Annotated in this window: 22 protein-coding genes; 5 read left to right on the forward strand and 17 right to left on the reverse strand. The window is 37.2% G+C overall.

Annotated features, from left to right (window positions below):
• Position 1 precedes the first annotated feature (1 nt).
• Both Q7I96_08770 and Q7I96_08775 read left to right on the forward strand, forming a co-directional pair.
• Positions 2-688, forward strand: coding sequence for an ABC transporter permease (locus Q7I96_08770; GenBank protein MDO9627698.1), 687 nt, complete (start codon positions 2-4; stop codon positions 686-688).
• Positions 689-775: 87 nt separating this feature from the next.
• A complete protein-coding gene (locus Q7I96_08775; GenBank protein ID MDO9627699.1) occupies positions 776-1,843 on the forward strand; it encodes an ABC transporter ATP-binding protein in 1,068 nt (355 codons plus the stop codon).
• Between the two features lie 374 nt (positions 1,844-2,217).
• Here the strand turns inward: Q7I96_08775 and Q7I96_08780 are convergent, their stop codons facing one another.
• From Q7I96_08780 to Q7I96_08800, 5 genes are all read right to left on the reverse strand, one after another.
• Positions 2,218-2,925, reverse strand: a complete 708-nt coding sequence (locus tag Q7I96_08780; GenBank protein ID MDO9627700.1) for an ABC transporter substrate-binding protein — start codon at positions 2,923-2,925, stop codon at positions 2,218-2,220.
• Positions 2,926-3,066: 141 nt separating this feature from the next.
• Positions 3,067-3,408: a DUF2149 domain-containing protein gene (locus Q7I96_08785; GenBank protein ID MDO9627701.1), complete on the reverse strand. Its 342-nt coding sequence runs from the start codon at positions 3,406-3,408 to the stop codon at positions 3,067-3,069.
• Positions 3,401-4,048, reverse strand: a complete 648-nt coding sequence (locus Q7I96_08790; GenBank protein ID MDO9627702.1) for a MotA/TolQ/ExbB proton channel family protein — start codon at positions 4,046-4,048, stop codon at positions 3,401-3,403. Before Q7I96_08790 ends, Q7I96_08785 begins: the two co-directional genes overlap by 8 nt.
• Positions 4,049-4,105: 57 nt before the next feature.
• A complete protein-coding gene (locus tag Q7I96_08795; GenBank protein MDO9627703.1) occupies positions 4,106-4,930 on the reverse strand; it encodes a hypothetical protein in 825 nt (274 codons plus the stop codon).
• Between the two features lie 117 nt (positions 4,931-5,047).
• Positions 5,048-7,813 carry a chitobiase/beta-hexosaminidase C-terminal domain-containing protein gene (locus Q7I96_08800; GenBank protein MDO9627704.1) on the reverse strand — a complete coding sequence of 922 codons (2,766 nt, stop codon included), beginning with the start codon at positions 7,811-7,813 and terminating at the stop codon, positions 5,048-5,050.
• Positions 7,814-8,151: 338 nt separating this feature from the next.
• Between Q7I96_08800 and Q7I96_08805 the strand changes: the two genes are divergently transcribed.
• From Q7I96_08805 to Q7I96_08815, 3 genes are all read left to right on the forward strand, one after another.
• Positions 8,152-9,222: an ABC transporter substrate-binding protein gene (locus Q7I96_08805; GenBank protein ID MDO9627705.1), complete on the forward strand. Its 1,071-nt coding sequence runs from the start codon at positions 8,152-8,154 to the stop codon at positions 9,220-9,222.
• 205 nt (positions 9,223-9,427) lie between these two features.
• Positions 9,428-10,447: an iron ABC transporter permease gene (locus tag Q7I96_08810; GenBank protein MDO9627706.1), complete on the forward strand. Its 1,020-nt coding sequence runs from the start codon at positions 9,428-9,430 to the stop codon at positions 10,445-10,447.
• Positions 10,444-11,283 (forward strand): ABC transporter ATP-binding protein, encoded by an 840-nt coding sequence (locus tag Q7I96_08815; GenBank protein MDO9627707.1) that lies wholly within the window; start codon positions 10,444-10,446, stop codon positions 11,281-11,283. The genes Q7I96_08810 and Q7I96_08815 overlap by 4 nt, the downstream gene beginning before the upstream one ends.
• A gap of 146 nt (positions 11,284-11,429) precedes the next feature.
• Here the strand turns inward: Q7I96_08815 and Q7I96_08820 are convergent, their stop codons facing one another.
• The 12 genes from Q7I96_08820 to Q7I96_08875 all read right to left on the reverse strand — a co-directional run bounded on the left by Q7I96_08820 (position 11,430) and on the right by Q7I96_08875 (position 26,064).
• A complete protein-coding gene (locus Q7I96_08820; GenBank protein ID MDO9627708.1) occupies positions 11,430-13,454 on the reverse strand; it encodes a molybdopterin-dependent oxidoreductase in 2,025 nt (674 codons plus the stop codon).
• Positions 13,455-13,517: 63 nt separating this feature from the next.
• The gene (locus Q7I96_08825; GenBank protein MDO9627709.1) at positions 13,518-13,865 is read right to left on the reverse strand and encodes a NifB/NifX family molybdenum-iron cluster-binding protein; all 348 of its coding nucleotides are present in this window, start codon (positions 13,863-13,865) and stop codon (positions 13,518-13,520) included.
• A gap of 53 nt (positions 13,866-13,918) precedes the next feature.
• Complete coding sequence (gene nifN / locus Q7I96_08830) at positions 13,919-15,364, reverse strand: nitrogenase iron-molybdenum cofactor biosynthesis protein NifN (protein MDO9627710.1); 1,446 nt, start codon at positions 15,362-15,364, stop codon at positions 13,919-13,921.
• Entirely contained in the window at positions 15,357-16,898 is a 1,542-nt protein-coding gene (gene nifE / locus Q7I96_08835; GenBank protein ID MDO9627711.1) for a nitrogenase iron-molybdenum cofactor biosynthesis protein NifE, read from the reverse strand. The genes nifN and nifE overlap by 8 nt, the downstream gene beginning before the upstream one ends.
• Positions 16,899-17,183: 285 nt before the next feature.
• Entirely contained in the window at positions 17,184-18,572 is a 1,389-nt protein-coding gene (locus Q7I96_08840; GenBank protein ID MDO9627712.1) for a nitrogenase component 1, read from the reverse strand.
• A 26-nt stretch (positions 18,573-18,598) separates the two neighbouring features.
• Positions 18,599-20,068: a nitrogenase subunit alpha gene (locus tag Q7I96_08845; GenBank protein MDO9627713.1), complete on the reverse strand. Its 1,470-nt coding sequence runs from the start codon at positions 20,066-20,068 to the stop codon at positions 18,599-18,601.
• A gap of 157 nt (positions 20,069-20,225) precedes the next feature.
• Entirely contained in the window at positions 20,226-20,594 is a 369-nt protein-coding gene (locus Q7I96_08850) for a P-II family nitrogen regulator (GenBank protein ID MDO9627714.1), read from the reverse strand.
• 70 nt (positions 20,595-20,664) lie between these two features.
• Positions 20,665-20,982: a P-II family nitrogen regulator gene (locus Q7I96_08855; GenBank protein ID MDO9627715.1), complete on the reverse strand. Its 318-nt coding sequence runs from the start codon at positions 20,980-20,982 to the stop codon at positions 20,665-20,667.
• A 38-nt stretch (positions 20,983-21,020) separates the two neighbouring features.
• The gene (gene nifH / locus Q7I96_08860; protein ID MDO9627716.1) at positions 21,021-21,848 is read right to left on the reverse strand and encodes a nitrogenase iron protein; all 828 of its coding nucleotides are present in this window, start codon (positions 21,846-21,848) and stop codon (positions 21,021-21,023) included.
• Between the two features lie 379 nt (positions 21,849-22,227).
• Positions 22,228-23,526, reverse strand: a complete 1,299-nt coding sequence (locus Q7I96_08865; GenBank protein ID MDO9627717.1) for a formylmethanofuran dehydrogenase subunit B — start codon at positions 23,524-23,526, stop codon at positions 22,228-22,230.
• Between the two features lie 19 nt (positions 23,527-23,545).
• Entirely contained in the window at positions 23,546-24,349 is an 804-nt protein-coding gene (locus Q7I96_08870; GenBank protein ID MDO9627718.1) for a formylmethanofuran dehydrogenase subunit C, read from the reverse strand.
• Entirely contained in the window at positions 24,346-26,064 is a 1,719-nt protein-coding gene (locus Q7I96_08875; GenBank protein ID MDO9627719.1) for a formylmethanofuran dehydrogenase subunit A, read from the reverse strand. Before Q7I96_08875 ends, Q7I96_08870 begins: the two co-directional genes overlap by 4 nt.
• Positions 26,065-26,067: the final 3 nt, after the last annotated feature.

The raw sequence follows: 26,067 nt of genomic DNA on the forward strand, positions 1-26,067 counted from the left end.
AATGAACGAGTTTTTAAATGGAATGTTACAGGCTATAAATCTAATTTTAACCTTAAATCCAGAATTAGTTGAAATAACCACCCGTACTCTTTTCATATCTCTTTCAGCCACATTCATAGCAGCCCTAATTGCCATTCCCCTGGGAGGATTAATTAATTTTAAAAAATTTAAGGGCAAAAGAAGTCTGATAAATCTAATTCAAACTTTATACAGTCTCCCCACAGTCCTGGTGGGTTTATTTGTATTTTTGCTACTCTCCCAACAAGGAGTATTCGGTGATCTCAATCTATTGTTCACCCCCACTGGAATGATAATAGGTCAGACCCTTTTAATATTACCCATATTAATTGGATTTACTATTACTGCCCTTAAAACCGTGGGGAAAGACCTCACAGATTTATCTATTTCCCTGGGAGCCAGTGAATTTCAGACCATTTACACCATAATGCGCGAGGCTAAGTACGCCATAATGGCCGCTGTGATTCTGGGATTTGGAAGAGCCATATCCGAAGTGGGTGTGGCCATTATGATTGGAGGAAATATCAGAGGGGCCACCAGAGTAATAACCACTACCATATCTCTGGAAACATCTAAAGGTAATTTAGAGCTTTCCATAGCTTTAGGGATTATCCTGCTGGGCATAGCACTTATAATCAATCTCATACTTAACCAGATACAGGAACCTTAACTGTAAAAAATCCAAAATAATGAATCTAAAAAAGAATTAAACCCCACTGAAATCAGGAAAAATAATTTAAAATAATCAGGAGAAAACATGAATATTTTAGAATTAGAAGGAATTTCAAAAAAATACGATCAAGAAGAGATTCTACTTAATGTTAACCTTAAAATTAAAAAAGGTACCAATTTAGGGCTTATTGGCCCTACAGGATGTGGAAAAACCACATTACTTAGAATAATTGATTTGCTGGAAACTCCTGATTCTGGAAAGATTGTTTTTAATGATATTGATGTATTAAATTCTTCAAAAAAAGAAAAAATTCAAATTAGAAGAAAAATAGGCATGGTATTTCAAAAACCAGTGGTTTTTAGAGGAACCGTTATGGAAAACGTGGCTTATGGCCCGGATATACGAGGCCGTGACAAAAATGAACTAAAAGGAAAAATAAGTGAAAAACTGGAATCCCTGGGGCTGGGAGGTTACGAAGACCGGGATGCTTCCAGCCTATCTGGCGGGGAAACCCAACGAATGGCGCTGGCTCGAGTGCTTATTAATGAACCAGAACTCTTAGTTCTGGATGAACCAACTGCTAATCTGGATCCCCTGTCCACTGAAAAAATTGAATCAATAATCCTGGAGCTTAAAAAGAATGAAAACACAGTTATAATGGCTACCCACGATTTAATCCAGGGCCAAAGATTATGTGATGAAATTGCCATTTTAAATCATAAAATTTTCCAGATTGGCTCCCCGGAAGATGTTTTTAGTAAACCAAAGAATCGTTTTGTGGCCGATTTTGTAGGGGTTAAGAATATCATCCAGGGCCATGCTGAAGCAGCTTCCGAAGGATTATCTGCCATAAAAACTAGCTCATTAACTATTTATTCGTCTGAATCATTGAATGGTTCGGTTCATGTGAGTATTCGGCCAGAAGATATTACGCTTTCCCTTAATAAAGTAGAAACCAGCGCCTTAAATGAATTTAAGGGCGAGGTTACAGAGATAAGTAAACAGGGTGCATTGGTTAATGTTAAAATAAGTGTTTCAGGGGAAATTTTCATGGTTTACATGACGAGAAAATCCTTTTTAGACATGGAACTTACCATTGGTTCACCAGTATGGATTCAGTTTAAGGCCTCGGCCGTTCATGTTTTTAAATAATATGAAATCAACATTTACTATATTTATAAATTTATGACTTTATCTGTGTATGCTGAGACTATTAATTAGATTTGAATAATTGTCCACCCATATGCTTTAAGTTAGCATAATTTATTTTAATAGTTGAACCTTAATTTATTTATTTAATTAAAAGAAGTTTTTATTTAAAGTATGGTAAAAATAATCTTATATTCTTATATTGATTAAGATATAGTTTGAAAAATTATTTTTATGATTTATGTTTGTTTTAATAAAAATTTAAAAAAATATTATCAAAAATGTTTAATTAAAAAATAGTTTTGGTTTAAAAAGTCTAGAATTTTATTAATAATCTTAATTAATAATCAAAATTGTTTTATGAATTTTATTAAAAATCAATTGCGCTTAACAGCCGTAAGAAGGCCATCCCTTCCTTCTTCCACAAATAAAACTGCTTTCCCATTAACAGGGCATGGTTTTACAGGCTTATTTTCTTCATTAATGACTTCACCATTGGTCACGATTCTACCATCAATATTAAAAACAATATCAATTCCAGCATCAAGAAGGTTTTCCACAGTTTGGGCGCCAGTAAGGTCTCTGATTTTCCCAATTTGCAGAAATCTGCCATCAATATTAGTAAAAGCTAGACCCAATCCAGCCATGGCCCCTATAACCCCATCTTCTGTTCCACCCAGGCCTTCTAATCTTATTCCCAGGTTTCTAGCAAGTGTTCTTGATTTACCTTGATTTAAGACAGTGTCTTTTGCATCTCGACCATATGCCACCAATGGAGGCAAAATCTGACTGTGATGAGCTACGGCCAGACCAGGATCACTGCCTTCAATAAAGTCGTTGAGCATTTCTTCTCGGGCAATTTCAAAAATATCCGTTAATTCATTCTGGTCATCTGATTCCAGGTGGATTACCCCACAACTGTTGTGAGAGGTGTAGGGAATATCCGGGTGAAAGTAAAGCTGGTGCCGAGTAACTCCCCTAAGCGGATAATTTTTGGCCAGTTCATCTGCCACTGCCCGGGCCAATCGTCCGGTGCCTCTTGAATGTAAATTGTCAGTATCATCCATGCAAACGTAAATAGTCATTAAATTACCTCTTAAGATTATTTTTAAAATAATAAGGTTTTTAAGATTTAAATATTGCGATTAGAGCCCATATTACTATTTTTTATGATTCGATAGATTAAATTATCTTCTTTAATAACATCATAAAAAAAAATAAAATGATTATCCTCCCTGAACCATAATCAATTTTCCGGTTTTAGGATCTTTATATACTTTCCCCATTTCTTCCATTCCTTTCCCTGATCCAGAAGCAGATTGGGGAGTTTCATTAATTTTTTCACCCATTTTAACTTGAGCTACTTCTTTCATGGCTTTTATTGTGTCTTGACGTTCTTGAGGATTCATGTCACTAAAAATTACACTCTGCATATTCCAGGAGATAACTAAAAAAATTAAAAACCCCACTGATAAGACCAGCATGGCATCCACCAGATTGGCCGAACCTGCCATGGGATCTTCTTCACCTCCAATAGATATTAACCTCCTACTACTTCTTCTAAGCATTTTTCATCACTTCCAGAACTGATTCAGCCATCACTTCCAAGTTAGAAAGATCTTCTTCATACCATCTTCTTCTAATCTTAGAAATTACATAGGCCAGGCCCCCAGCAGCCAAACCAACTACCGTAGTGTCAAAAGCTACAATAATGGCTTGGGATAATCCCTGGATATCTCCCCCGCCTAAAGCAGCTAATCCAGGACCCATTGGTATTAAAGTACCCATTAAACCCAGAGTAGGTCCTAATCGAGTAACTATGTCTGTTTTCTCTAGCTTCTTTGCCGCTTTTATTTCTTCTGATTCCAACAATTTCCTGGCAAATGCTTCCCGAGATTTAGAACTTATCCTGAAACTTTCAGCTAACTGAATCAAAGCATTCTTTTGATTTTGAGAAATAATGGCATTTTTTACCGTTTCAACTATTTTCTGAGGATTTTCAGTATTTCCCACGGAAATAATCATACTTTCAATTTGCTTAATGTTGATACGAATTCTATGATAATATTCATAAAATAGGGTTCCCAAGCTGACTAAGGCATAGGCAAAAAATAGTAATAGGCCTATTATTACTGGTATGAGAAGTGCTTGGGAAATTAAATGCAAAGCACTGGTTAAAATTTCACTGTTAAATAAATTTTCCATCATTTAATAGACCTCTTGAATTAACTGGAGATTAATCATTTATTTTTATCCTTTTATTGATTAGTTACCCCGTATCCCTTTGAAATAACCAAATACAATTAGACCACAAATTATTAAACCGGCTATTAAAGCTTGCAATAAATTTGAAGGTGTTTGTTGAGGTTCAGTATTTTCTTTAGTAACTTCATAAGCATTTTTTCCTTCCTGGCCTTCACCTCCACCACTGCTTTGTAATATATTTGCCTTGTATTCCAGATTATTGCCTATACCTGTAGTATTATCGCTTTTGACTATATTGCCAAATATTTCTTCGTAAAATGAAGCAGTGCCATTACCTGTGCCGTTACCAGCACCATTACCACTACCCGTACCATTACCCGTACCATTACCCGTTTCATTTTTATTTATTTTAACTTTTAATGTGTCTGGAGATGCTGAAGACACATGGCTGGCAAACTGAGCTTGAGTAGTTTCTAAAGTGATGCTATTAAAATGACCATTTGCTCTCACTGTTTTTCCTTCAGCAGATGGTAAAACTTCAAAGGATATGTAAATAGTTTTAGTTTTACCATTAGAATCATGTCTCATGTTTCCAACCACCCATGAACCTGAAGAAGATGAATAGTCAGCTTTAGAAACTGAGGTATAGTGAGATAAATATTTTAGCCCATCAGGAACAGGAAGAGAAACAATAACATTGTTCCAGCCCACAGTTCCAGTATTATACGCATTAACAGTTATTTGAACCTGATCTCCAACATTAACGGATTGTTTATTAAATTGAACAGTTAAAACCCCGCTTGAATCAGCAAAAGCTATCCCCGAACTTGAGCACACAATAAAAAATGTCAGAATAACGGTCAAAAAAGGTTTAATATTTATCATTTTCATCATCCAATAAATTAAAAATCTTGCTAATTGAAAAGCTATTTTCAAATAATGTAATTTTAGGTCTTTTATCTTTTTTTAGAATATTTTAAAAAATAAAAAAAAAATAATATTTTATTTACGTACAGGGACTTGTAAAACCTTGGCTTTTATTCCTGTGCTGGATATTTCCATCAAAATTGATGAATAAACCCTTTTAGAAGGATATACTTTAGTTAAGTATATTCTCTGAGTAAAAGCAGTTTTTCCAGTCATGGTAAGCTTGTTATACACGTTTATTGTCTTTCTGTAGGGCGATTTATTGTAGATGAACTTTGCAAAAGTGAATTTAGTACCCACTGGATATTTACCCAGGTTTAAAACATATGCTTTGTTAGGATACAGATTTGTGCTGAATTTCTTGTACTGTTTCTGATTGTCCGGTAGTTGAACTGTTAAGTAGTAAATTAAGGATATCTTTCCCGTGCCCTTGTTAGAAACTGTTAAGGAAGCCATTGGAAAAGCTAACTGGTAAGTTTTAGTATTAACTGCCGCCCAGTTTCCTACACTATCAACCGCGGAGTATTTTAAATAGTTTGTTCCTTGTTTACTTATTTTAATAGGTGAAGTATATTTAATCTTAGTTGGGCTGGTAACTGGGTCGCTTCCATCAGTAGTATAATATATGGTTGAAGAATCACTTGATGTAATTTTTACATATTTATAGGTGTTGTAATTACCACTGGGGACGTCTGATGCTACAGATGGTGCGTGAGTGTCTAAGGTGTAGTTTTTAGTGTAAACATCAGACCAGACATTTTTCCAGTAACTATAGTTTCCTATGGCCGCGAATTTTACTATGGTATTGCCTTCTGTACTAACATTAACTGGACCCACATATTCCAGTCTGCTGGAACTATTACGAGGGTCTGAACCGTCTGTGGTGTAGTAAATAGTTCCATTTTTATCTGGAGTTAATATTAAGCTCACAGGAGACTTATAAGAACCGGATTCTGGAGTAGAATTAATTTTTGCAGCAATTGGGTTAAGATAACCATAGTTCAGGTACCCATTACCATTAGAATAGGCTATTTGGGGAACTCCCAGAGAGTCCATGGCCAGAGAAATCCATGGAAAAGCACCAGAAGTGATATTTATGTTTTGTATATTCCAAGCTGCGCTATTTTGATCTTTATAAGCTAATTTCAATACTTGATTAATTGTGTCTAAATAAGCTATTTGGGGATTTCCTGCCAAGTCCAGTACCATATTAGTCCCCTGAACAGTTGAATTATCAAGTATTTCATATATCCAGTTTATTCCATTCCATTGGGCGTATTTAAGTCCTCCATCCTGTAAGATGTAACTTATCTGAGGATTTCCCTGTGAATTCAAAGTCAATGAGTTCCAGGATCCCACATGAGAAGAATTGTCCACAATTACGTTTTTCCAATTATTAGGGCCGATTCTCATAGCATATCTTAGATCCCCATAATAATCATCGTGGTAAGCGATTCTAGGATTTCCAGTAGAATCCAGAATCAAAGAGTTATAATGACCCGCCGATCGGGCAACAGACTCTACAACCCAACTTGTGCCATTTTTGTAAGCATATTTTACTGTTTCTGCCCCATTATCAAAGAAACTTATGCAGGGACTGTTATTATACATGATGATGTTGGTATAGGATACATCTCCTGAAAAGATATTTTCGAAATGCCAACCGGAATGATCCTTGTAAGCGTATTTAAGAGCCGTATTACCATCATTATATACCACATATGGATTATTAGATGAATCTAGGGCCAAATCTGGATAAAACCCAGTTCCCCGGCTAGTAGTATTATTTGCTATGGTTTCATTAATCCAACCATTTTCGGTTTTATAAATATATTTTAAAACTGGCAATTGGGTGTAGATCAGATGAGGGTTTCCTAAGGAATCCATTACCAGAGAAGTGTAAGAACTGCCATTATCCAGCAAATCGCTTTTCCATGCACTATCCTTAGGTTCCACTAAGGAACTGGTAGTATTGTTGTTTAATATACCCGCAGTATTGTTTGAAATTGACAGATTAACCAGGAAATCAGCGACTGTGGCATTTTGTACATTAGGCATTAATTTAAAATTTAAATTAGTTTGTTGACCAGACAGATTTAGAGATACCCTGGCAGTTATATTAAGATATTTTTGATTACCTGCTCTTAAATTACCTAGATACCATATCCCGTCAGTATAATTATTATTGGTTATATTATTCCCGTGGGATACATATTCTAAACCTGGGGGCAGTAGTGCTTGAATTTGTAAAGCTGAAAGGTCTTTGGTTCCATTATTTTTTATAGAAACCGTGAAATTAATCAGATCTCCCGGATTAACTGTTGATTTATCCACCATGCTTTTTAAAATTATATTGGATGTATTAGTGGCGTTAGTATTGTTGGTGGTGTTGTTGGTATTATTTGAAGTGGAATTGTTACTTATAGTGAGACTCACCAGCCCATTATTGGTTGTGGCATTTTGATCAGTATAAAACAATGACGATGTGAAATCCACCATTTGTCCTTTCAATGCTTCCAAAACATTTACGGTTATATAAAGCTGTTTTGAAACACCAGATTTTAAATTTCCCACATTCCAAATCCCTGTTGCATTAGAATAAGTACCGCTGGAAGAGATATATTGTAATCCCGGCGGCAATAAAGCTTGTATCTGAACATTTGTATAATTTAGAGAACCATTATTGGTTAAATTTACCATAAAGGTCACATTATCACCAATATTTACCAGGGGCTTATCTACCCCATTATTAATTATTATTCCTGAATCTGCAAAAGCATACCCCGCCATTAAACTAATTATTAAAAACATGAGTATTGTTGAAATTAAAGACTTTCTCATATACCCCTCTCCATTTATTTTTATAAAATTTGATATTTTTGATTTATTGAAAAGAATATAAATACATATCGATAATTCTTGATAAAAAAATTAAAAAATATCAGCGTATAATTTAAAATAAAAATAAAGAATTTTAAGTGCTAATAAAATATTATTACATCGAAAAAAAGTTAACAATATGTTTATTAATGCAATTAGTTAATTATGATTATCAGTTAAATAATAAAATAAAATTATTATCTCCACCCGAATAGAACCTAATCTTAAAAAACTATCCTAAAATATCCTTAATTTCTTATAAAGTAAAATCTTAATCAGAAAAAAGCTAGGTGAATACATTGAATAAAAAATCCCCTGTAATTCTAATAATATCCATTATTCTCATAGCCAGCGGAGTAGTATGGCTATTTTTTGACACCAACCAATCCATTGGCATTGATATCCAGCAAGTTACAGATATGCTGGGCCGTAATGTAGATATTCCATCTGAAACCAATAAAGTCGCTTCTATTTCAGCATCCACCACTGTAGAGCTTTTTATGCTGGCTCCAGAAAAGATGATTGGATGGAATGAAAAAAGAACCCGTGCAGAAAATATTTACATGAAATCAACTTATTCCAGCCTTCCGGTTATTGGAGGAGGTAAAAAAGATGCTAATTACGAAAATATAATCTCCATGAATCCAGACATAGTCTTGATAGGGCATGGGGGAACTGTAGACCAGGTGGATCAAATTCAAAGTAAGTTTGGGAGCATACCTACCCTGGATATTGAAGGAGACAACAATTTAACCAGCATCACACCTTCACTGGAGTTTTTAGGAAAAGTAATCGGCAAACAGGAACAATCTGACAAGTTAATTAGCTTCTACAATGACATGACCAAGGAAGTAAATTCCACTGTATCCACCATTCCAGAAAGTGAAAGGAAAAAAGTGTACTATGCACGGGATTCCACCGGACTAATGACCAATCCTCCTGGTTCTACCCATACTCAGCTTATTGAAATTTGCGGGGGAAAAAATGTGGTGGAAGCTCCTTTAACAAAAGGTAGTGTAGGAGTTTCCATGGAATTAATACTACAGTGGAACCCGGACATTATAATCACCAGTAATCAACATTTCTATGATAATATTTATTCTAACTCATTATGGGCCGATGTTAAAGCAGTGAAAGAAAAACAAGTGTATATGGTCCCCACATCACCATTTAACTGGTTTGAAGGACCTCCTGGTGCCAATACCATAATAGGTATACCCTGGACCGCTAAAATCTTATATCCAGATAAATTCCAGGACATGGATCTTAAAAAAATAACCAAAGAATTCTACAACGAATATTACCATTACAACCTAACTGACCAGGAAGCAACCAATATATTAAGCTCTTCTGGTTTGAAAAATACTTGAAAAATTGAGAAGAAAATTGTAGAATAATTTAAAAACAAATATTAATAGTTTAAAAAATTATTCTTAAAGATTTTAAACAATTTTTTTCAAAAAAATTTAAAGAAGTTATTCCAAAAAACAGGCTGCTGATAATTTGACTAAATTAAGGTTCAGAAATTCTTCCCAAGATGCGAATATTAATGATTCAAATGCTAGCAAGTCCTGGATAAATAATTCTCTGGTAAAAAAATTATCAGTGACTTCTTTACTAGTAATCCCTTTAATTATCTTATTTTTTATTTCATTTTTAATAGGCAGATATCCCATATCTCCTTCAGAGGTTTTAATGGCCCTGGCTGCGAAAACAACACTGGTGAATTATAATATACCTCCTTCAGTAGAGGTAGTTATTTTTCAAATTCGATTGCCACGAATTATGGCTGCCATGATGGTTGGCGCGGCTTTATCCATAGCCGGGGCCTCATTTCAAGGTATGTTCAAAAATCCTCTGGTTTCTCCAGATAAATTAGGAGTTTCAGCCGGTGCCGGTTTTGGAGCTGCTCTTGCCATTTTATTCGTTGCCGGTCCATTTATGGTACAATTTTCAGCATTTATGGGAGGACTATTGGCAGTGGGCCTGACTTACATGATTAGTCAAACCTTTAAAGGTACTTCCATGCTCACTTTGGTTTTATGCGGGATAGCCATTGCGGCCCTGTTTTCCGCATTTATCTCAATGATTAAATATGTGGCAGATCCTTATGAACAGTTACCCACCATAGTTTTCTGGTTAATGGGTAGTCTATCTGCCGTTACCAACCAGGACATATTAATGGTTACCCCGCCCATGGTAGTAGGCAGTGGGATTCTCTTATTAATACGTTGGAGAATAAATGTGCTTTCCATGGGCGAAGACGAAGCTCAAACCCTGGGAGTTGACACTAAAAAACTTCACATCATTATAATAACCTGTTGTACTATCGTTACTGCTGCAGCAGTCAGTATAAGTGGAATAATAGGATGGATAGGTCTGGTTATTCCACATATTACTCGAATGATTGTAGGGCCAGACCATAAAGTACTTTTACCAGCCAGTATTTTTATGGGAGCTTTTTTTCTCCTATTAATAGATGATGTGGCCCGTACTATCACCACCGTGGAAATTCCCCTGGGCATATTGACAGCCATAATTGGGGCTCCCTTCTTTCTATATCTTCTAGCAAAAAGTAAAGAGGGATGGTCATGAGTATTTTAAGGCCCGCCACTATTGCTGATAGGCCGAATTCAGACATTTTAAAAAATTGCTTGATGCAGGTATCTGATGCCAGTTTCTCCTATGACGGCCAACACAATATATTTGAAAATATTAATTTTTCAGTGAAAAAGGGAGACGTTTTTTGCATACTAGGACCCAATGGTACAGGTAAAACTACATTAATCAAATGTATTAATGGTCTGATGAAATTAAGCTCTGGAAAAATTTTATTTAATGAAAAAAATATTTATTCTCTTAATAAAACAGAAATAGCTAAAAATATCGGTTATATACCTCAAATACACAATTCAACATTTCCATTTTCCGTTCTAGACGTGGTTCTCATGGGCCGGTCCCCTCACCTGGATATGTTTGCTTCCCCTGGAGAAAAAGATATTAAAATTGCGGAAGAATCCTTGAAAACTCTCAAAATTACCCACATGCGAGATGTATCATACACAGAAATAAGTGGGGGAGAACAGCAACTGGTATTTCTGGCCCGCATATTAACTCAAAAACCCAGTATTCTTTTACTTGATGAACCAACATCGCACCTTGATTTTGGAAATCAAATGAGAACACTCAATATAATAGAAAAATTGGCCAAAAATGGACTTTCCATAGTAATGTCATCCCATTTTCCTGATCAGGCCTTCATTTCCGCCAATAAAGTAGCTTTAATGAAAGGAAAAAGCTTTATTGATATAGGTTCTCCTGAAGAAGTAATCACCAAAGAGAATATGGAAGAAATATACAATATAAAGGTAAAAATAGTTGATATAGAACACAGAAAGGCCTGTATCCCATTAAAAGTGAATGGGGAATGAAATTATCTTTTTTTCTTGTTTAAAGTTCTTTTTCTTTTTAAAATAAATAAATAAATAAATTAAAAAAATAAGTATCAAATAATAGAAAAAATGAAAGGATATGAAAAATTTAAACATGAAAATTAATTTATTCAATTAATACCGGATTAATTATCACTTAATTTTCTAATCCTGACCATAGTCTCGTAATATGGAGTCCCATTACCTTTTTCACTGATCATATCTTCTGTTAAAATATTAACACATTTATTGTGAACAATCCAGCCCCCCCTATAAGTAGATACGCAGTCTTTCCGGGTATCAGGGTCTGATGAAATTTTAACTTCTAGTGAGCCTGATTTTGACTCTAAAATTGCTAAATCGCCATTTTTCAAACCAAGGCTTTCCAGTATCTGAGGGTGAACCTTAAGTTCTAAATGGTCCTTTACCATTTCTTTATCTGGAATTTCAGAACCCACCCATTTTTCAGGCATTATGGAAAGCAATCTTAAAGAATAATCACCCGAATCGCGTATATTCTCTATTTTACTGTCATTCTCTTTGGAAGAAAAATTATCCGGGGTAAATTCATTTTTTTCAGAATATTGATCGCATTCATTCATTTCAAATTCGTTAATAAACTGGAATTTTCGAGATTCGGTGAAAAACTGCTTATCTGAATAGGGAGTAACTGGAGGGCCAGGAATTCTTTGCGGTTTTTCCAGGAGATTTTCAAGATTAATTCCTTTTTTAAGGATAGGATCCGCCAGTTTCTCCAGCCATTGCTGGTTGTTGCCAGCCATGTCATTACCAAAGCCTAATATATTGGCCAGTTGCTGAAATATCCACAATTCAGATTTACATTCACCTTGAGGATCTGCCACCGGATTTAATGGAGATACAATGTGATGACCATAGGCTCCCAACAAATCCTGATCCTCCAGGAAAGTGGTGGCGGGTAAAAATAAATCTGCAGTTTGTGAAGTGTCATTTAAGAATTGATCCACCATTATTACAAAATCTGCACTTTTAAAAGCCTTTTTAACCTTCATGGAGTTAGGGCACATGGCCACGGGATTTCCGGCGGTTAAAAATATCAATTTTATGGGGGGCTCGGCATCAAGAATGGCCTGACCAATGGTAGGCATGGGAAGTTTTCGATGATGTGGTGCGAGTTCTTCAGCAGCCCACTTATCATCAAAAAATCCAAATTCATCAAATCCCTGGCTTACTCCACCACCAGAAACTCCCAGATTTCCAGAAACCGCGGCCAGTGCATCAATCATTCTAAAAATTAAATGGCCTTTTAAATAACGGTGCAAACCCCAACCAGTTATAATGCTACTAGGGCCGTTTAAATAAATATTAGCCAGAATTTCCAGCTCAGATAAGGGAATATCACATTTTACAGCCAGTTCTTCCAGAGTATAATCATTCAGGATTTTCTGGTATTGGTCAAAGTTCTCACTGTGATTTTCAATAAATTCCTGGTCTTCTAGGCCTTCTTTTAAAATAATCTTGGCCATGGCCATGGCCAGATAGGAGTCATTGCCCGGTTTTGGCTGGTAATGAATATCACTGGCCCTTGCAGTTCTGGTTTTTACCGGATCTATAGTTACCACTTTTGCCCCATTTTTTTTGGCCTTTTTAATGATTTTCCATATATGAAGGTCAGTAACTGCCGGGTTTCGTCCCCATATAATTATAAGATTACTATTTAAGTGATCTATGGGGTCATGTGATATTCTTTCACCTAAATCCATCTCCTGGCCGGCTTGACCAGTTCCTCCACATACCGTACCATAGAGAGTGGATGCCCCTCCTAAAAGATTGAAAAATCTTCTATTAAGAATTCTTAGAGCAGTTCTGGCACCAAATCCTTGATAATAAAGTATTGATTCTACCCCATGCTCCTGGATGGTTTCTGATATTTTATCTGCTGCTATTTGAAGTGCTTCACCCCAGGATATTCTTTCCCATTCCCCATTTTTTTTTATAATGGGATGGAGTATCCTTTTAGGATTGTAAAACCTGTCTTTGAGGAATTTAGAAGTGCTGGGGCATAAAAAACCCTGAGTGTAGGCATGTTCCGGATTTCCATTTAAGGAAGTTATTTTACCATTATCTACCGTGGCAATTATGCTACAGGATCCCGGACAGTCCTTAGTACAGGCCGTTAAAATTTTTTTCAATTCGATACCTTCTAAATACTGATATTTTCTATTTCTAGACAATATTTTAGCAAAATAGTTATATTAATCTCTAATCATCTCTAATTCATTTTCCTTTAAGTAGTATTTTATAGCCTCCGCAATAGTCCCAGAGAATTGTAATGGAATTATACCTTCTTCTTCAAGTTTTGAAGCTGGTTTTTGGCCCATTCTGCTGCATAAAATGGCCTTACAATCTGTTATAATATCCAGAGATTGCATCCACCGGTCTGAATGCTCTTGGAGTGGTTTTTTTTCTTTTTCTCTTAGTTCCATGAAATTAACCTGATTTCCTTCCACTTCAAATATGAGAAAGTGCGAAACATCTCCAAAATGCATATTTACAGTTTTACCATCACTGGAAGCTATCGCAATTCGAATATTCTCACCCATATTTTAACCTCATTTCAATCTTAATCATTATTTAAATCATCTAATTTCTAAATTCACTCAATTTCCCATCCTGAGGCATCATAGTACTTTTCCAGAATCATGTTGGCCAGAGTATCCACTAATCTGATTCCTGCTGAATAACCAATAATAGGGGTTCGCTGAGCACCCATTCTATCATATATAGGAAATCCTACTCTAAAAAGAGGAATATTCTCTTCATTAGCTATACGCGCCCCGTAAGAATTTCCAATCAGCAAATCAACTGGATTGTCTTTTATATAATTTTGAAGATCATAAAGGTCGCATCCTTCCATTACTGCAGGTTTAGTAGAGTTTTCTTTGGCCACTTCTTTCATGTCGTCCAGAAAGCGAGTATTTTCAGCACCAGTACAGACCACTGCCGGTATCATGCCCAGCTCTGCAGTAAATCCAGCCAAACCACTCACCACGTCCGGGTCACCATATATGGCCACTTTTCTTTGATAATTGTAAGGGTGAGCATCGATTATAGTATCAATAAGCCGACCTCTATCCTTTTCCAGTTTCTCGGGGAGATCGCAATTTTGAATTTGGCAGATTGCTGAGATGAATTTATCTGTGTTTTTTAATCCCACGGGAAGAGGCCCAGATATGGATTTGACATCAAAACGTTTTTCCAAAAACTTTGCTCCTGAATTGGCATGTTTACATAAGGAAATAGTAGCTTTAGAATTTGCAGAATCAATTATTTCATTTACTTTAGTTCCTGCAGGCGGTAAAAATGAAACAGAATCTGTGTGGGGTGCATCAAGGGATTCTGAATTGTCCGTGAGTATGATACTAGAACATTCCATTAGTTCCAGAATTTCCTTAATTTCCCGGACATCTGCTGGGGAAATATTTCCCGTTATAATGTTTATTTTATCATTAGCTTGATTCTGTACAGCCATATTTTCCAGAAGCGATTTAACTGCTTTATCATACCCATCAACATGTGAACCAGAATAGCTGGGTGTGGATATGGGAATTATAGGTGGTAATTCTTCATCAGGATGCTCTGATCTGAATTTTCGGATTATGAGACCCATATCATCCCCAATGGTTTCAGTGAGACAGCTAGAGGTTACACCAATTAATTTTGGTTTGTATTCCCTCCAAATTGTCTCTAAAGCTTTTAATAAGTTTTCTTCTCCGCCATATACTACTGTACTTTCACTCATGGAGGTGGATGATATATTTACTGGTTCACGAAAGTGTCTGCACATCTGGAACCTCAAATAAGTACTGCATCCTTGAGAACCATGAATTAGTGGCATAGCTCCCTCAATTCCCAAAAGAGCCTGTACCGCACCCATAGGCTGACACATTTTTGAGGGATTAATCACTGCAAAATGTTTTTTTGATTTAGGAATGCTAATTTCAGCACATGACCCCTTACAGATTGTATGTGAACCTGAATCGCAGCCAGTTAAATCTTGGCATTTTGAATCTTCATTAGGGAGTAATTTATCTTCATTCATTTTTAACTATCCCCTGATAATATTTTGAGGTTAATTTCCATACCGGGCTGGAAACTGCCCGGTCTACTTCTTTGGCAAAGTTTATAAATCCATTGAAACTTGCAAATGAGCTTATTCTATCATGATTAAAGTCACAGAAAGGAATGCCTAACTTGTGAGCCATATATTTTTCTTTAGCCCCAGATACAATTAAATCAGGATGATATTTTTTCAGTAGTTTGGCCAGTTCCATAGAGTTGGCATCATCTACCACCAGAGTACCTTCACTTACTGTCTCCATTATTCGGTGGTAGTCTTCAGGTAGTCCGTTCTGAGTTCCAGTCATTATAACTTTCATTCCCAGCTCTTCAAAGGCACTGATAAGAGACCAGGCCTTATTACCACCCACGTAAACCGCTACTCTTTTTCCAGTTAATCTGGTTTTATAGTGGCTTATTTCAGATTTTACCTTTTTTATTTCTGTTTCAATTATTTTCTCAGCTATTTCCCTGATTTCAGGATATTGGTCCTGGAAAAAATCAGCAATGGAAAGCAGAGATTTACCCGTATCTTCTATTCCAAAGAAATTAACTTTAAGGTGAGGAATACCGTATTTTTCCTCCATTTGCCGGGCCAGATAATTAGAAGATTTCTGACATTGCACGATATTCAAAACAGCTAGATGGGCATTGGCAATTTCTTCTACGCAGGAGTCCCCAGTTATGGCCGATTGAACAGTTATACTCATTTTCTCAATTAATGGCTTTATAGCCCACAAATCACCAGCCACATTAAATTCTCCCACAATATTTAAATTGGGGCCTTTTTCTTGAGTTGAAACCAGTGATTTTTGATCTAATCCAGTTTCTTCCGGTTTTCCAGTCCCAATCAAATGATTTAGCATGGCATCGCAGGCCAGTTGATGGCCCAGAGATTTATTAAAACTTCTGAATCCCTCAGATTGAACAGGTATAATGCGACACTTGGTGATTTCTTCTGCTTCCCTAGCAACACTTTTTAAATCGTCACCAATTAATCCTACTACACAGGTGGAATAGACAAATATGGCTGCGGGATTGTAAATTCCATTGAGTTCAATAATTGTATCAAATAATTTTTTTTCACCACCAAATACAATGTCCTTTTCCTGAAGGTTAGTGGAGAATCCTTTTTTATATAATTCTTCTCCAGAACTCCTACTTCCACGAATATCCCATGTACAAGACGCACATCCAACAGGACCGTGTACCAAATGTATGGCATCAGTTATAGGCATTAGAACCACTCTCGCCCCACCATATACACAGGATCTTTGAGTAACTGCCCCAGGGACAGAGGCCATGTTACATGTGGGGCCTCCTTCATCACCTTCGTCTTTTTTCACACACATGTGATCTATTCGGGATTCCAGAGTTTTTATGATTGAGTCTGGAACTTCAGTAATAATCAAGTCATCATTTTGTGGTGATTCACTTGATTTTAATTCCTTTAAAGGCTCTTTAGCAGTTGATTTTAATGATTCAGATCCATTAAATTTTTTTGAGGAATTTTTCATAATACACCACCACGGCTTGATTTATGATATTTTAATGATAATTATCAACTAATTTATTAATTTCATGCAAATTATTCAGTAAAAACCCATATAATTATAAATTGAATATTGAATTTTAAAAAATTTAAATAAAAGTAGTATATTAATTTAATTAAATTCTCTTTTTTACTCTTCTTGAACAAAAAAGAGATTAATTAAATTTTTTAATTCAATAATTAACTTAGATTATTAATATCTCTCTTAAATTCAAATTTGATTTAATTTAATTTAAGCTAATTTATTGAATTATTGCTGAAGTTTCCAGTGCTGTTCATCGTAGTATTTTTCCATAACCATATTAGTTATACGGTCAATTAGGTTTACACTACCATTGTAACCTACAATAGGTACTCGATGGTATCCTGCACGATCATAAACCGGAAATCCTACTCTTACCAAAGGAATACCTAGATCTTTAGTTATTAAACGTCCTTCAGAGTTTCCAATTACTAAATCAACAGGTTCTTCCTCTAATCTTACTTCTAAAGCCCTTAAATCAGATCCGGGCATGACTTCTACTGGGCCCTCAGATTCTTTACCAACCTTTTTCATCTCTTCCACAAATTCAGGATTCTCCACACCAGTACAAACAAACGAAGGAATCATTCCCATTTCACATACAAATCGGGCCATGCCCATTACCAATGCTGGGTCCCCATAAATAGCAACTTTCCTTCCAAATAAGTATCTGGAACATAAATCTGCCATGGAATCTATGAGAAGTCCTCTTTCATCCAGCAGTTCTTCACTGGCTTCCAGGCCCGTCAATTTAGTAACGTTTCTCACGAATTCATCTGTGTTCTGGACACCAATAGGCATAGGCCCAATTTTAGCAGGCACATCATACTTTTTCTCCAGAGAATTGGCCGCATCATCACCATAGAATGGTAAAGAAATAGTTCCCAGACTATTAGATGAATCTGCGATTTCTTCCACCCGAGTACCACCTTTAGGATAGAAAGGCATTGATTCTGTGGTGGAAGGTCTTAAAGGAGAGTCAAAAGGATCAGAAGTATCCGTTAACATGATGGCTTCAGTTCCCATAAGACCCAGCATGTGTTTTATTTCCCTTATGTCTCCTGGATTTACCATACCTGGAATAATGTTCACTTTTTCATTATTTTCAGTAGGATCTTCAGCCAAAGTGTTCACAAAAGCCTTAACTGCATTACCATAGCCTCGAAAATGGTGTTCTACAAAACTAGGCGTGGCAATGTGTACTAATTTAGTTTTATTGGCCTTTTCTTCCCCTATTTCTTCAGCTAATTCTTTGTGGGCCACTTTCATGAACCCCTCCACGTCGTCCCCAATAATCTCACTGGAACAGGTGGTAACTACTCCAATTAAATCTGGCCTGAATCTCTTGGAAAGATTCTTAATACCACTTATAAGATTACTTCTACCTCCAAAAACAGCAGCGTCCTCGTGGAGAGAGGTAACAGCTATTTCAGCAGGTTCTCTGAAATGTCGGTTGAAAGCATATCTCACGAAAGTGTTACATCCCTGAGATCCATGCACCAGTGGCAGGCCACGGTGAATACCCAAGGTGGCAAACATGGCCCCCAGGGGCTGGCAAGTTACCAGAGGGTTTACAACCAGGGTTCTTCCCCTTTCAACAATATTTACATCACTCATTAAATCACCTAATTTTAAATTTTAATTTATTTGCCCGCGCTTGCTGGAGCCTCTTCCTCGGAGGTATTTTCCACTGAAAGTTCTTCTTCCATTTCTGGCTCGAATTCCATAAGTTTCCATACCGGGTTGTAAATGGCCGCATACATATCTTTGGCCAGATTAAGGAACCCTTCGAAACCAATGTATGGTCCGTTTTCATAGGAGTGGATTAATATACAAGGCACACCCATCTTGTGGGCCAGATATTTTTCCTTGACACCAGATAATACAATGTCCGGTTTGTATTTTTCAATGATTTCTTCAGCTTCCAGGGAGTTAGGATCGTCAATTATGGCCGTATTTTCCCCTACTCTTTTTTTGATTTTCTCGTAGCCGTCTTCGTGTTCAAACATGGTGGAAACCGCTACTACTTCCATTCCCAGCTCTTCTTCTAAAGGCTCGGGAAGGTGATAGTTTTTAGGCCCACCAGAGAAAACCCACACTTTTTTACCCTGCAGCTTCTCTTTAAGTTTATCCAGTTCTGGTCTGATCCATTTCATCCGGCTTTCAATAACTTTTTCTGCTTCTTCCTGCTTTCCAAAGTATTCACCCAAAGTTCTCAAGTTTTCAGTGGGGTATCTAACTCCAAAAAAATCCACTTTTATGTAAGGAATATCGTAACGTTCTTTTAACAGTTTAGCAATGTAGTTGGATGATCTTTGACATCTAACCAGGCTCAGTTTGGCCCGGTGCATCCATCCTATTTCGTCGTGACAGCAGTCTCCACTGAAGGTACTGAGGATGTTGATTCCCATCTCTTCAAAGTATTCTCTAAGAAGCCAGAGGTCTCCGTCAATGTTATACTCACCAATCAAATTTACGTCATATTCTGTGGTGTAAGGTGGCTCTTTGGTACCTACCAGGGTTTCAAATAAGGTGTCATTGGCTACCTGGTGCCCTTTGGACTGGGTAGGTCCGGCAAATCCCGGAGCATTTATAGGAATAACGTCTTTACCTATTTCTTCAGCAACTTCTCGAGAAACTGCATCAATATCGTCCCCAATTAACCCTGTAGTACAGGTTGCATAGGTATATATCGCATTAGCTTCTGGAAACTCTTTATTTGCTTCTAGTATACATTTTTTAAGCTTGTCCATGCCACCAAATACCACATCAGACTCCCTAATGTCGGTTCCAGTGATATATTTAAGATTAAAGTTTTCTATAGGAAATTTATCCCCATTGGGCATGTCTGGAGTAGTTGGGTATCTTTTGGTACCATAAGCATAGGCCGTACATCCTACCGGAGAATGAACCACGTGAAGTGCATCTTTAATAGCACCAGTAATTACTCCTTTTGCTCCAGCAAAAGCACAACCCCTCTCAGTCATGCACCCTGGAACTGTAGTGGTGTTACAGGCTGGAATGTGTTCTTTAGGATCTTTAGAATCCTTAATGTAAATGTGTTTTTTCCGTTCTGGAATCTCTTTATCAACTTCAAATAGATCGAAAGGCATATTACTCTCCCAAATACATGATTTTAATGATTTTACTGAAATGAAAGAATTATTTTAGTTAAAAATCTAATTTTGATGTGCTAATATCCTAATTATTATCTAATTTTCTTTTCAATTTCAGCAAAGGTTAAATTAAAAGCCATAATTAATTTATGGCTTAAGTTATGGCTTCTTCTCCTTTCTCTTTAGTCCTTACCCTAATGGCTTCTTCAACAGGACATACAAATATCTTACCGTCCCCAATTTGTCCGGTTTGATTAACTCGCATTATTGCTTCTACAACTAAAGAAGCATCTTCATCAGGCACTACTAGTATCATTAATCTTTTGGGGATGTAACGCATGCTGCCCTCTTTTTTATGAAGTTCCTCTTTTTGTATTTCAAATGAAACTTCATCGATTATGGCCTTTTGTTTGCCTCTTCCCATAACCCTATGGGCAGTCATTGCCGGGAATCCCAGTGCAGTGAGCACTTCTTTAGTAGCAGCCATTTTATTAGGACGGATGATAGCTATTATTTCTTTCATGAGGCACACCTGTATTTTATTTCTTAATAATCGTTAATTCGTGATTTGTACAATTTCAAGATTATATTATTTATAATCCCTTAGTTCTAGTTCTAACAGTGTATGCCTCATCAACAGGACTTATGAATATTTTTCCATCACCAAAACTTCCAGTAAACGCGGTTTCATTTACTATATCCACAATACCCTCTGTTTCATCATCTTCTACCACCAGTAAAAGCATGGTTTTAGGTAATTCATCATAGTAGATTTTATCAATTTTAATACCTTTCTGTTTACCTCTACCAATTACATCCATTTTCGTTAAGGCCACATATCCAGATTCTGATAATGCATCTACAACTTTTTCAGTCTTATCCGGCCTTATAATTGCTCTAATCATTTTCATTTTGCTAACCTCCAATATAACAATTCCAAGCCCCAGCCTTAATCCATCATTCCGTACTTCAATACCAGATCTTCCATTTCATCCATGGTCATAGGAGTAGGAATAACAAAATTTTCATTTTCAATAATTTTATGTGCCAGCTCTTTGTATTCATTAGCCTGGTTACATTCTTCATCGAATTCTATGACGGATTTTTTATTAAATTCAGCTTTCTGTACAATGTTGTCTCGAGGTACAAAGTAGAGCAGCTGAGTTCCAATTTTTTCACAGAATTCTTCCAGTAGTTCTCTTTCACCATCTACATTACGACTGTTACAAATAATTCCGCCTAATCGAACTCCACTTTGCTTGGCGTATTTTACCATACCTATACAGATGTTATTAGCTGCATAGAGTGCCATCATTTCACCAGAAGCCACAATATATATTTCTTCGGCTTTACCATCCCTTACCGGCATAGCAAATCCTCCACATACCACATCCCCCAGAACATCAAAGAATACGAAATCCAGATCTTCTTCATATACCCCGTGTTTTTCCATGAGTGTAATAGCAGTTATTACACCCCGGCCAGCACATCCCACACCAGGTTCAGGACCACCAGATTCTACACATTTAATTCCACCAAAACCGGTTTCCAGTACTGCCTCAGGAGTACAGCCGCTTTCTCCCATTGTTCGGAGAGTGTCCATCATGGTGGTTTGCATTTTTCCCCCTAAAATCAGTCGGGTACTATCCGCTTTAGGATCACAGCCGTGAATCATGATATTTTTATCATGAAAATGTGTCATAGCAGCTGCCGTGTTTTGTTGAGTTGTGGATTTTCCAATTCCACCTTTTCCATAAATTGCGATTTTTCTTACCATATTGAACTCTCTTGAAAATTTTTTATAATTCTAAATTTATTAATCGGAATACAGAAGCATACTTCCGATACTTCGACAATAGATGGTTGGTAAATCTCACATATAAATATTTCGATTCTCGAGAAAATTAGTAAAAAAAGTCAGAGCATAATACACATAGGTGTACACATTATTCAGTAATTTAGTGAAAATAGTGAAAAATATTCAATTTTAGAACAAAATACATGAAAATAGAAATAATATGCAAAAGTTTAAAAAAAATTTACAAAAATAAGCAATTTTATAAAAAAATTTTCTATTGTATTTAAAATAGAATTTAAATTAAAAAAATAAAATAAATTAAAAAAATAAAGTCCTGAGACTTTATCTTATTTTAACACTATTTAGAAGCTTTTAGTTCTTTTACTCTAACTAAAAGTCTTTCCAGAATTTGCTTGTCTGATAATAAATCAGAGTTCACTACTTTCCGCATACGGATAGGTACACCTTCCATACGGTAAGCAGAACCTGCAGCTTCCATACCTACTATTGCTGGCGGGATAATAATATCGGCCATTTCAGTGGTAGGAGTCCGGTGCGGCTCAATAGCAATAATTGGAATTTCAGCCATTCGGTGTAGAGCTTTCTGTGGGAAGTGAGCTCCCGGGTCAGAAGCAATAACCATCATGGAATCTGTTTCATTGCTCTGTAGAACATCATTGGATCCGGTTTCACCTGGATTGTACCTAGGTGTTCCATCAGCAAAGTCCACACAGAATGGGTAACCAGTTTCCCAGGTACAAACCTGGTTGAATCCAGTTACGTTGTAGTGTCCTCTCATTGGAATCAGAGTCCATTTAGAGTAGTTGTTCAGGTCCTGAACCAATTGAATAGCTGTATCAATGTTCCTGTGTTTTCCCCGACTGTGGGTAATACCCATTCCGAAGAAAAGACAACCAAATTGAGCGTTTTTCAAAGCTTCGACAACTGCTTCGATTTGTTCTCTTGATATTCCAGCAACTTCATCGTAGAGAATTTCGTGACCAGCCATTACAGTTCGTATAGCGTCTACTAATTCGTAATCCTTGTTGAAGTCCAGTTTTAAGTGTATATCTGCCAGTTTGGAAGAATCACTTTCTCTTGGATCAACCACTACAACAGTCCGGTCAGATCGGCCTCTTTCTCTGAAGAAACCTCGTCCATATACGTGACGGGACATGTGTCTAGGGTGAGCGTGGAATGGGTTGCATCCCCAGTAAATAATCACATCTGCCCTGTTTTTAACTTCACCAAAGGTACAGATCGGGTATCCGGTATCTTGTAAAGCAAGTACAGAAGGCCCATGACATACTGATGCAGTGTTATCAATTACTGCTTTTGATACTTCAGCCAGTTCTACACCTACAGCTTGAGCTTCACAATCAGTACAACTCCAACCGTACATTAAAGGCTTTTTAGAACCAGCTATGACTTGAGCAGCCTTTTCAATCGCGTCATCATAAGTAGTTTCTACGAATTCGTCACCTTGGCGAATCATAGGGGTTTTCCATCTCATGGCACCTTCAGTGTGTACGAATTTACTGTGACCGATTCGGCAGGCATTATAAGTACCTACAATTTCGTCATTTTCAACTTTACAGATGATATCGTCACATAGAGTTCCACAGAAGGGGCATACTACGTTTTTTACGAGTTCCATAATTTTATCCTCCTTTAGCTTATGGTGCTATGTGACTATTACCTGCAACTGCAGCATATATAGTCCCTTTAGCTCCTTTAATAGCTAGATCTCCTTCAAATTTGTAGAAAGCTCCTGGAATAGCTTCTCCTTCTACTTCAATGTTTTTCTCAACGCCCAGATATTTAAATCCTGGGAGGAATTCTTCGATGACTCCTTTAACCACAATGGTTCCGCCAGCCATTTCTCCACCAGTACGGGCTATAACATTACCTTCAATGATAACAACACCACTGTTCATGTGAATTCCAGGCAAGGTGTTTACATCGCCTTTAATAACGATTTTTCCACCGTTCATGTACTCAGCGATTTCATTTCCAGCGTCTCCATGTACGGTAATTAGGCCTCCACTCATACCTCTCCAGTCACCACGGTAAGCAGATCCTACATAGTCGCCAGCATTTCCCATAACGACTATTTCTCCGCCTTCCATGTCCTGACCTACCCAGGCATCAGCATCTCCTTCAACAGTTATTAAACCGCCTTTCATTTCAAGACCGACATATTTATTGGCGTTTCCTTTAATTAGGATTTCACCATCAGTCATTCCCTGTCCAATACGCTTTGTATTGTACACATCACCATCAATAATGATTTTAGGGAGATCAGAAGGTTCTCCTTCTACTTCAAAGAAGTCACCAAGTTTAGCCATCAGGTTACCATGCATGATTTCTAATTCTTTAATTTCATCCACAGTTTTACCGGCAAAAACGTCAGATCGGATGTTCGCGGCTTCTATAGGTACGGTTGGTTGTTCTTTAGGAGTTAAAATAATCTCACTCATAACATCACCCCATTAATTGGAGCAGACTTGTTAATATATTCATCCTGTACCGGGTAGTTCTGGAAGTTTACAGAGTAGTATTGTTTGAATTTTTTCTCTACATCAGCTAATACTTCAGCGTATAAATTTTGTTCCACTTGAGTGTTCGCCCAGTAGGTTCTACCACGCATTCCAGTGTTTACGACATTACCGTCGATTACTGCTGTTTCACCGTCTTTTAAAACCAGACTTGCTTTTTCAAATGCAGCTTCTATGGCCATGTAATCAGTAGATAGATCTTGGGTTTCAGGGTTGAGGTCGTAGATTGAAATATCAGCATCAGCACCGACACCTAGGTGTCCTTTAGTGTCACTTAGACCCAGTACTTTAGCAGGCGTGGATCTGGTAATTTGAGCAATTTCTGAGAGGGAGTATTCCCGGTCAATGGCAGCAATACTAGTTTTTCGGTGTGCCCAACTGTGTAATTTTTCATCTAACATGTCATTTCGGTACTGGTTACTCATTAACCAAGCTATAACACGTGGGTATCTGGTGAATGGACCTGCGTTAGGACTGTCTGTAGTTAAACAAACTTTTCCTGCGTCTTTAGTTAGTAAGAACAACTCCATACCAACTGCCCATTGCATGGCAGATACTGGTGCTTTAGCGGCGTAGATACATGGAACTACACCAGAACCGGTTTCCATTTCAACGTCACAGTTAGCCCATTTGAGCCCGTTTAAAGAGTGTAAATCAAATTCGAATGGACCATCAGCAGTCATGGTGGTGGTTTCATCCAAAGTTACTTGACCTACATCGAAAACAATGTGATCGTTTTTGTTTATGTAATCAGTCACTTCAGTAGCGGCTGAAACTACGTCTCTCCATGAGTTTCCACCATAACTGTGGAACTGCACGTGAGTTGCGTAAAGTACTGTGTCTCTTGCTCCAGTAGCAGGGTTAGCTTTTATCCCTTTTGGTAAATCAAAAGAAGCTAAAGTGGTTTCGTAGTTTCCTGGGTGTCCCAGGTCGTTACAGTGCAAGTGTATGGAGTGAGGGAGTTGTAATTTTTCGTTTACTTCTGCCAGTCCTTTAATAATTTCAGCAGGAGTTACATCGAAGTATGGTGTAGGGTCATGTATTCCGTGGACATTTCCACCCCATCCCCATGCTTCAGTTCCACCAGGGTTCACAATCTTTATGGTGTAACCTTTAGTGGCTTTTAAAAGCCAGGACGCGTAAGCTGCACATGAATCTACATCCTTGTCTCTTAAATATTCCATAACAAACCAGTTGTTTCCAAATAGAGGGAAAGCAGCGTGATCTAAAATAGGGGTGTCGTGGAATTCTTCGTGAGTGTGTCGGGCCAGTAGCGGAGGCATTGCTGCTTCCATAGCAGTGGTGTAACCCATTTGAGCGTATCTGTAACCGGTCATGAAAGTAGATGGTACTGAAAAACCACTTCCACAACGTTTACCGCCAACCCCACAGGCTTCAACGTCTTTTTTACTGTCTTCTGGTCGGTACATACGTCCGACATTAACTTTTGCCCCTGCAATGTGAGTGTGAGGGTCCACACCACCAGGCATTACAATTTTGCCTGAGGCATCTATGACTTCTGCATCGTCGCTGACACTGTCAACAATTTGTCCATCCTTGATACAGATGTCCTTTTTTTCACCATCAATATTATTTAATGGATCATAAACCATTCCATTTTTGATAATTTTTTCCATGAA

The sequence above is a fragment of the Methanobacteriaceae archaeon genome (genome assembly GCA_030656015.1).
Classification (GTDB): domain Archaea; phylum Methanobacteriota; class Methanobacteria; order Methanobacteriales; family Methanobacteriaceae; genus UBA349.

Coding starts and splice junctions, on each gene's coding strand:
- Q7I96_08825 (MDO9627709.1), bottom strand. CDS start 13,865: ATGGGTGAGAATATTCGAATTGCGATAGCTTCCAGTGATGGTAAAACT.
- Q7I96_08845 (MDO9627713.1), bottom strand. CDS start 20,068: ATGCCTTTCGATCTATTTGAAGTTGATAAAGAGATTCCAGAACGGAAA.
- Q7I96_08865 (MDO9627717.1), bottom strand. CDS start 23,526: ATGGAACTCGTAAAAAACGTAGTATGCCCCTTCTGTGGAACTCTATGT.
- Q7I96_08870 (MDO9627718.1), bottom strand. CDS start 24,349: ATGAGTGAGATTATTTTAACTCCTAAAGAACAACCAACCGTACCTATA.
- nifN (MDO9627710.1), bottom strand. CDS start 15,364: ATGAATGAAGATAAATTACTCCCTAATGAAGATTCAAAATGCCAAGAT.
- Q7I96_08775 (MDO9627699.1), top strand. CDS start 776: ATGAATATTTTAGAATTAGAAGGAATTTCAAAAAAATACGATCAAGAA.
- Q7I96_08770 (MDO9627698.1), top strand. CDS start 2: ATGAACGAGTTTTTAAATGGAATGTTACAGGCTATAAATCTAATTTTA.
- Q7I96_08855 (MDO9627715.1), bottom strand. CDS start 20,982: ATGAAAATGATTAGAGCAATTATAAGGCCGGATAAGACTGAAAAAGTT.
- nifH (MDO9627716.1), bottom strand. CDS start 21,848: ATGGTAAGAAAAATCGCAATTTATGGAAAAGGTGGAATTGGAAAATCC.
- Q7I96_08780 (MDO9627700.1), bottom strand. CDS start 2,925: ATGACTATTTACGTTTGCATGGATGATACTGACAATTTACATTCAAGA.
- nifE (MDO9627711.1), bottom strand. CDS start 16,898: ATGAAAAATTCCTCAAAAAAATTTAATGGATCTGAATCATTAAAATCA.
- Q7I96_08850 (MDO9627714.1), bottom strand. CDS start 20,594: ATGAAAGAAATAATAGCTATCATCCGTCCTAATAAAATGGCTGCTACT.
- Q7I96_08795 (MDO9627703.1), bottom strand. CDS start 4,930: ATGATAAATATTAAACCTTTTTTGACCGTTATTCTGACATTTTTTATT.
- Q7I96_08790 (MDO9627702.1), bottom strand. CDS start 4,048: ATGATGGAAAATTTATTTAACAGTGAAATTTTAACCAGTGCTTTGCAT.
- Q7I96_08875 (MDO9627719.1), bottom strand. CDS start 26,064: ATGGAAAAAATTATCAAAAATGGAATGGTTTATGATCCATTAAATAAT.
- Q7I96_08785 (MDO9627701.1), bottom strand. CDS start 3,408: ATGCTTAGAAGAAGTAGTAGGAGGTTAATATCTATTGGAGGTGAAGAA.
- Q7I96_08840 (MDO9627712.1), bottom strand. CDS start 18,572: ATGAGTGATGTAAATATTGTTGAAAGGGGAAGAACCCTGGTTGTAAAC.
- Q7I96_08815 (MDO9627707.1), top strand. CDS start 10,444: ATGAGTATTTTAAGGCCCGCCACTATTGCTGATAGGCCGAATTCAGAC.
- Q7I96_08800 (MDO9627704.1), bottom strand. CDS start 7,813: ATGAGAAAGTCTTTAATTTCAACAATACTCATGTTTTTAATAATTAGT.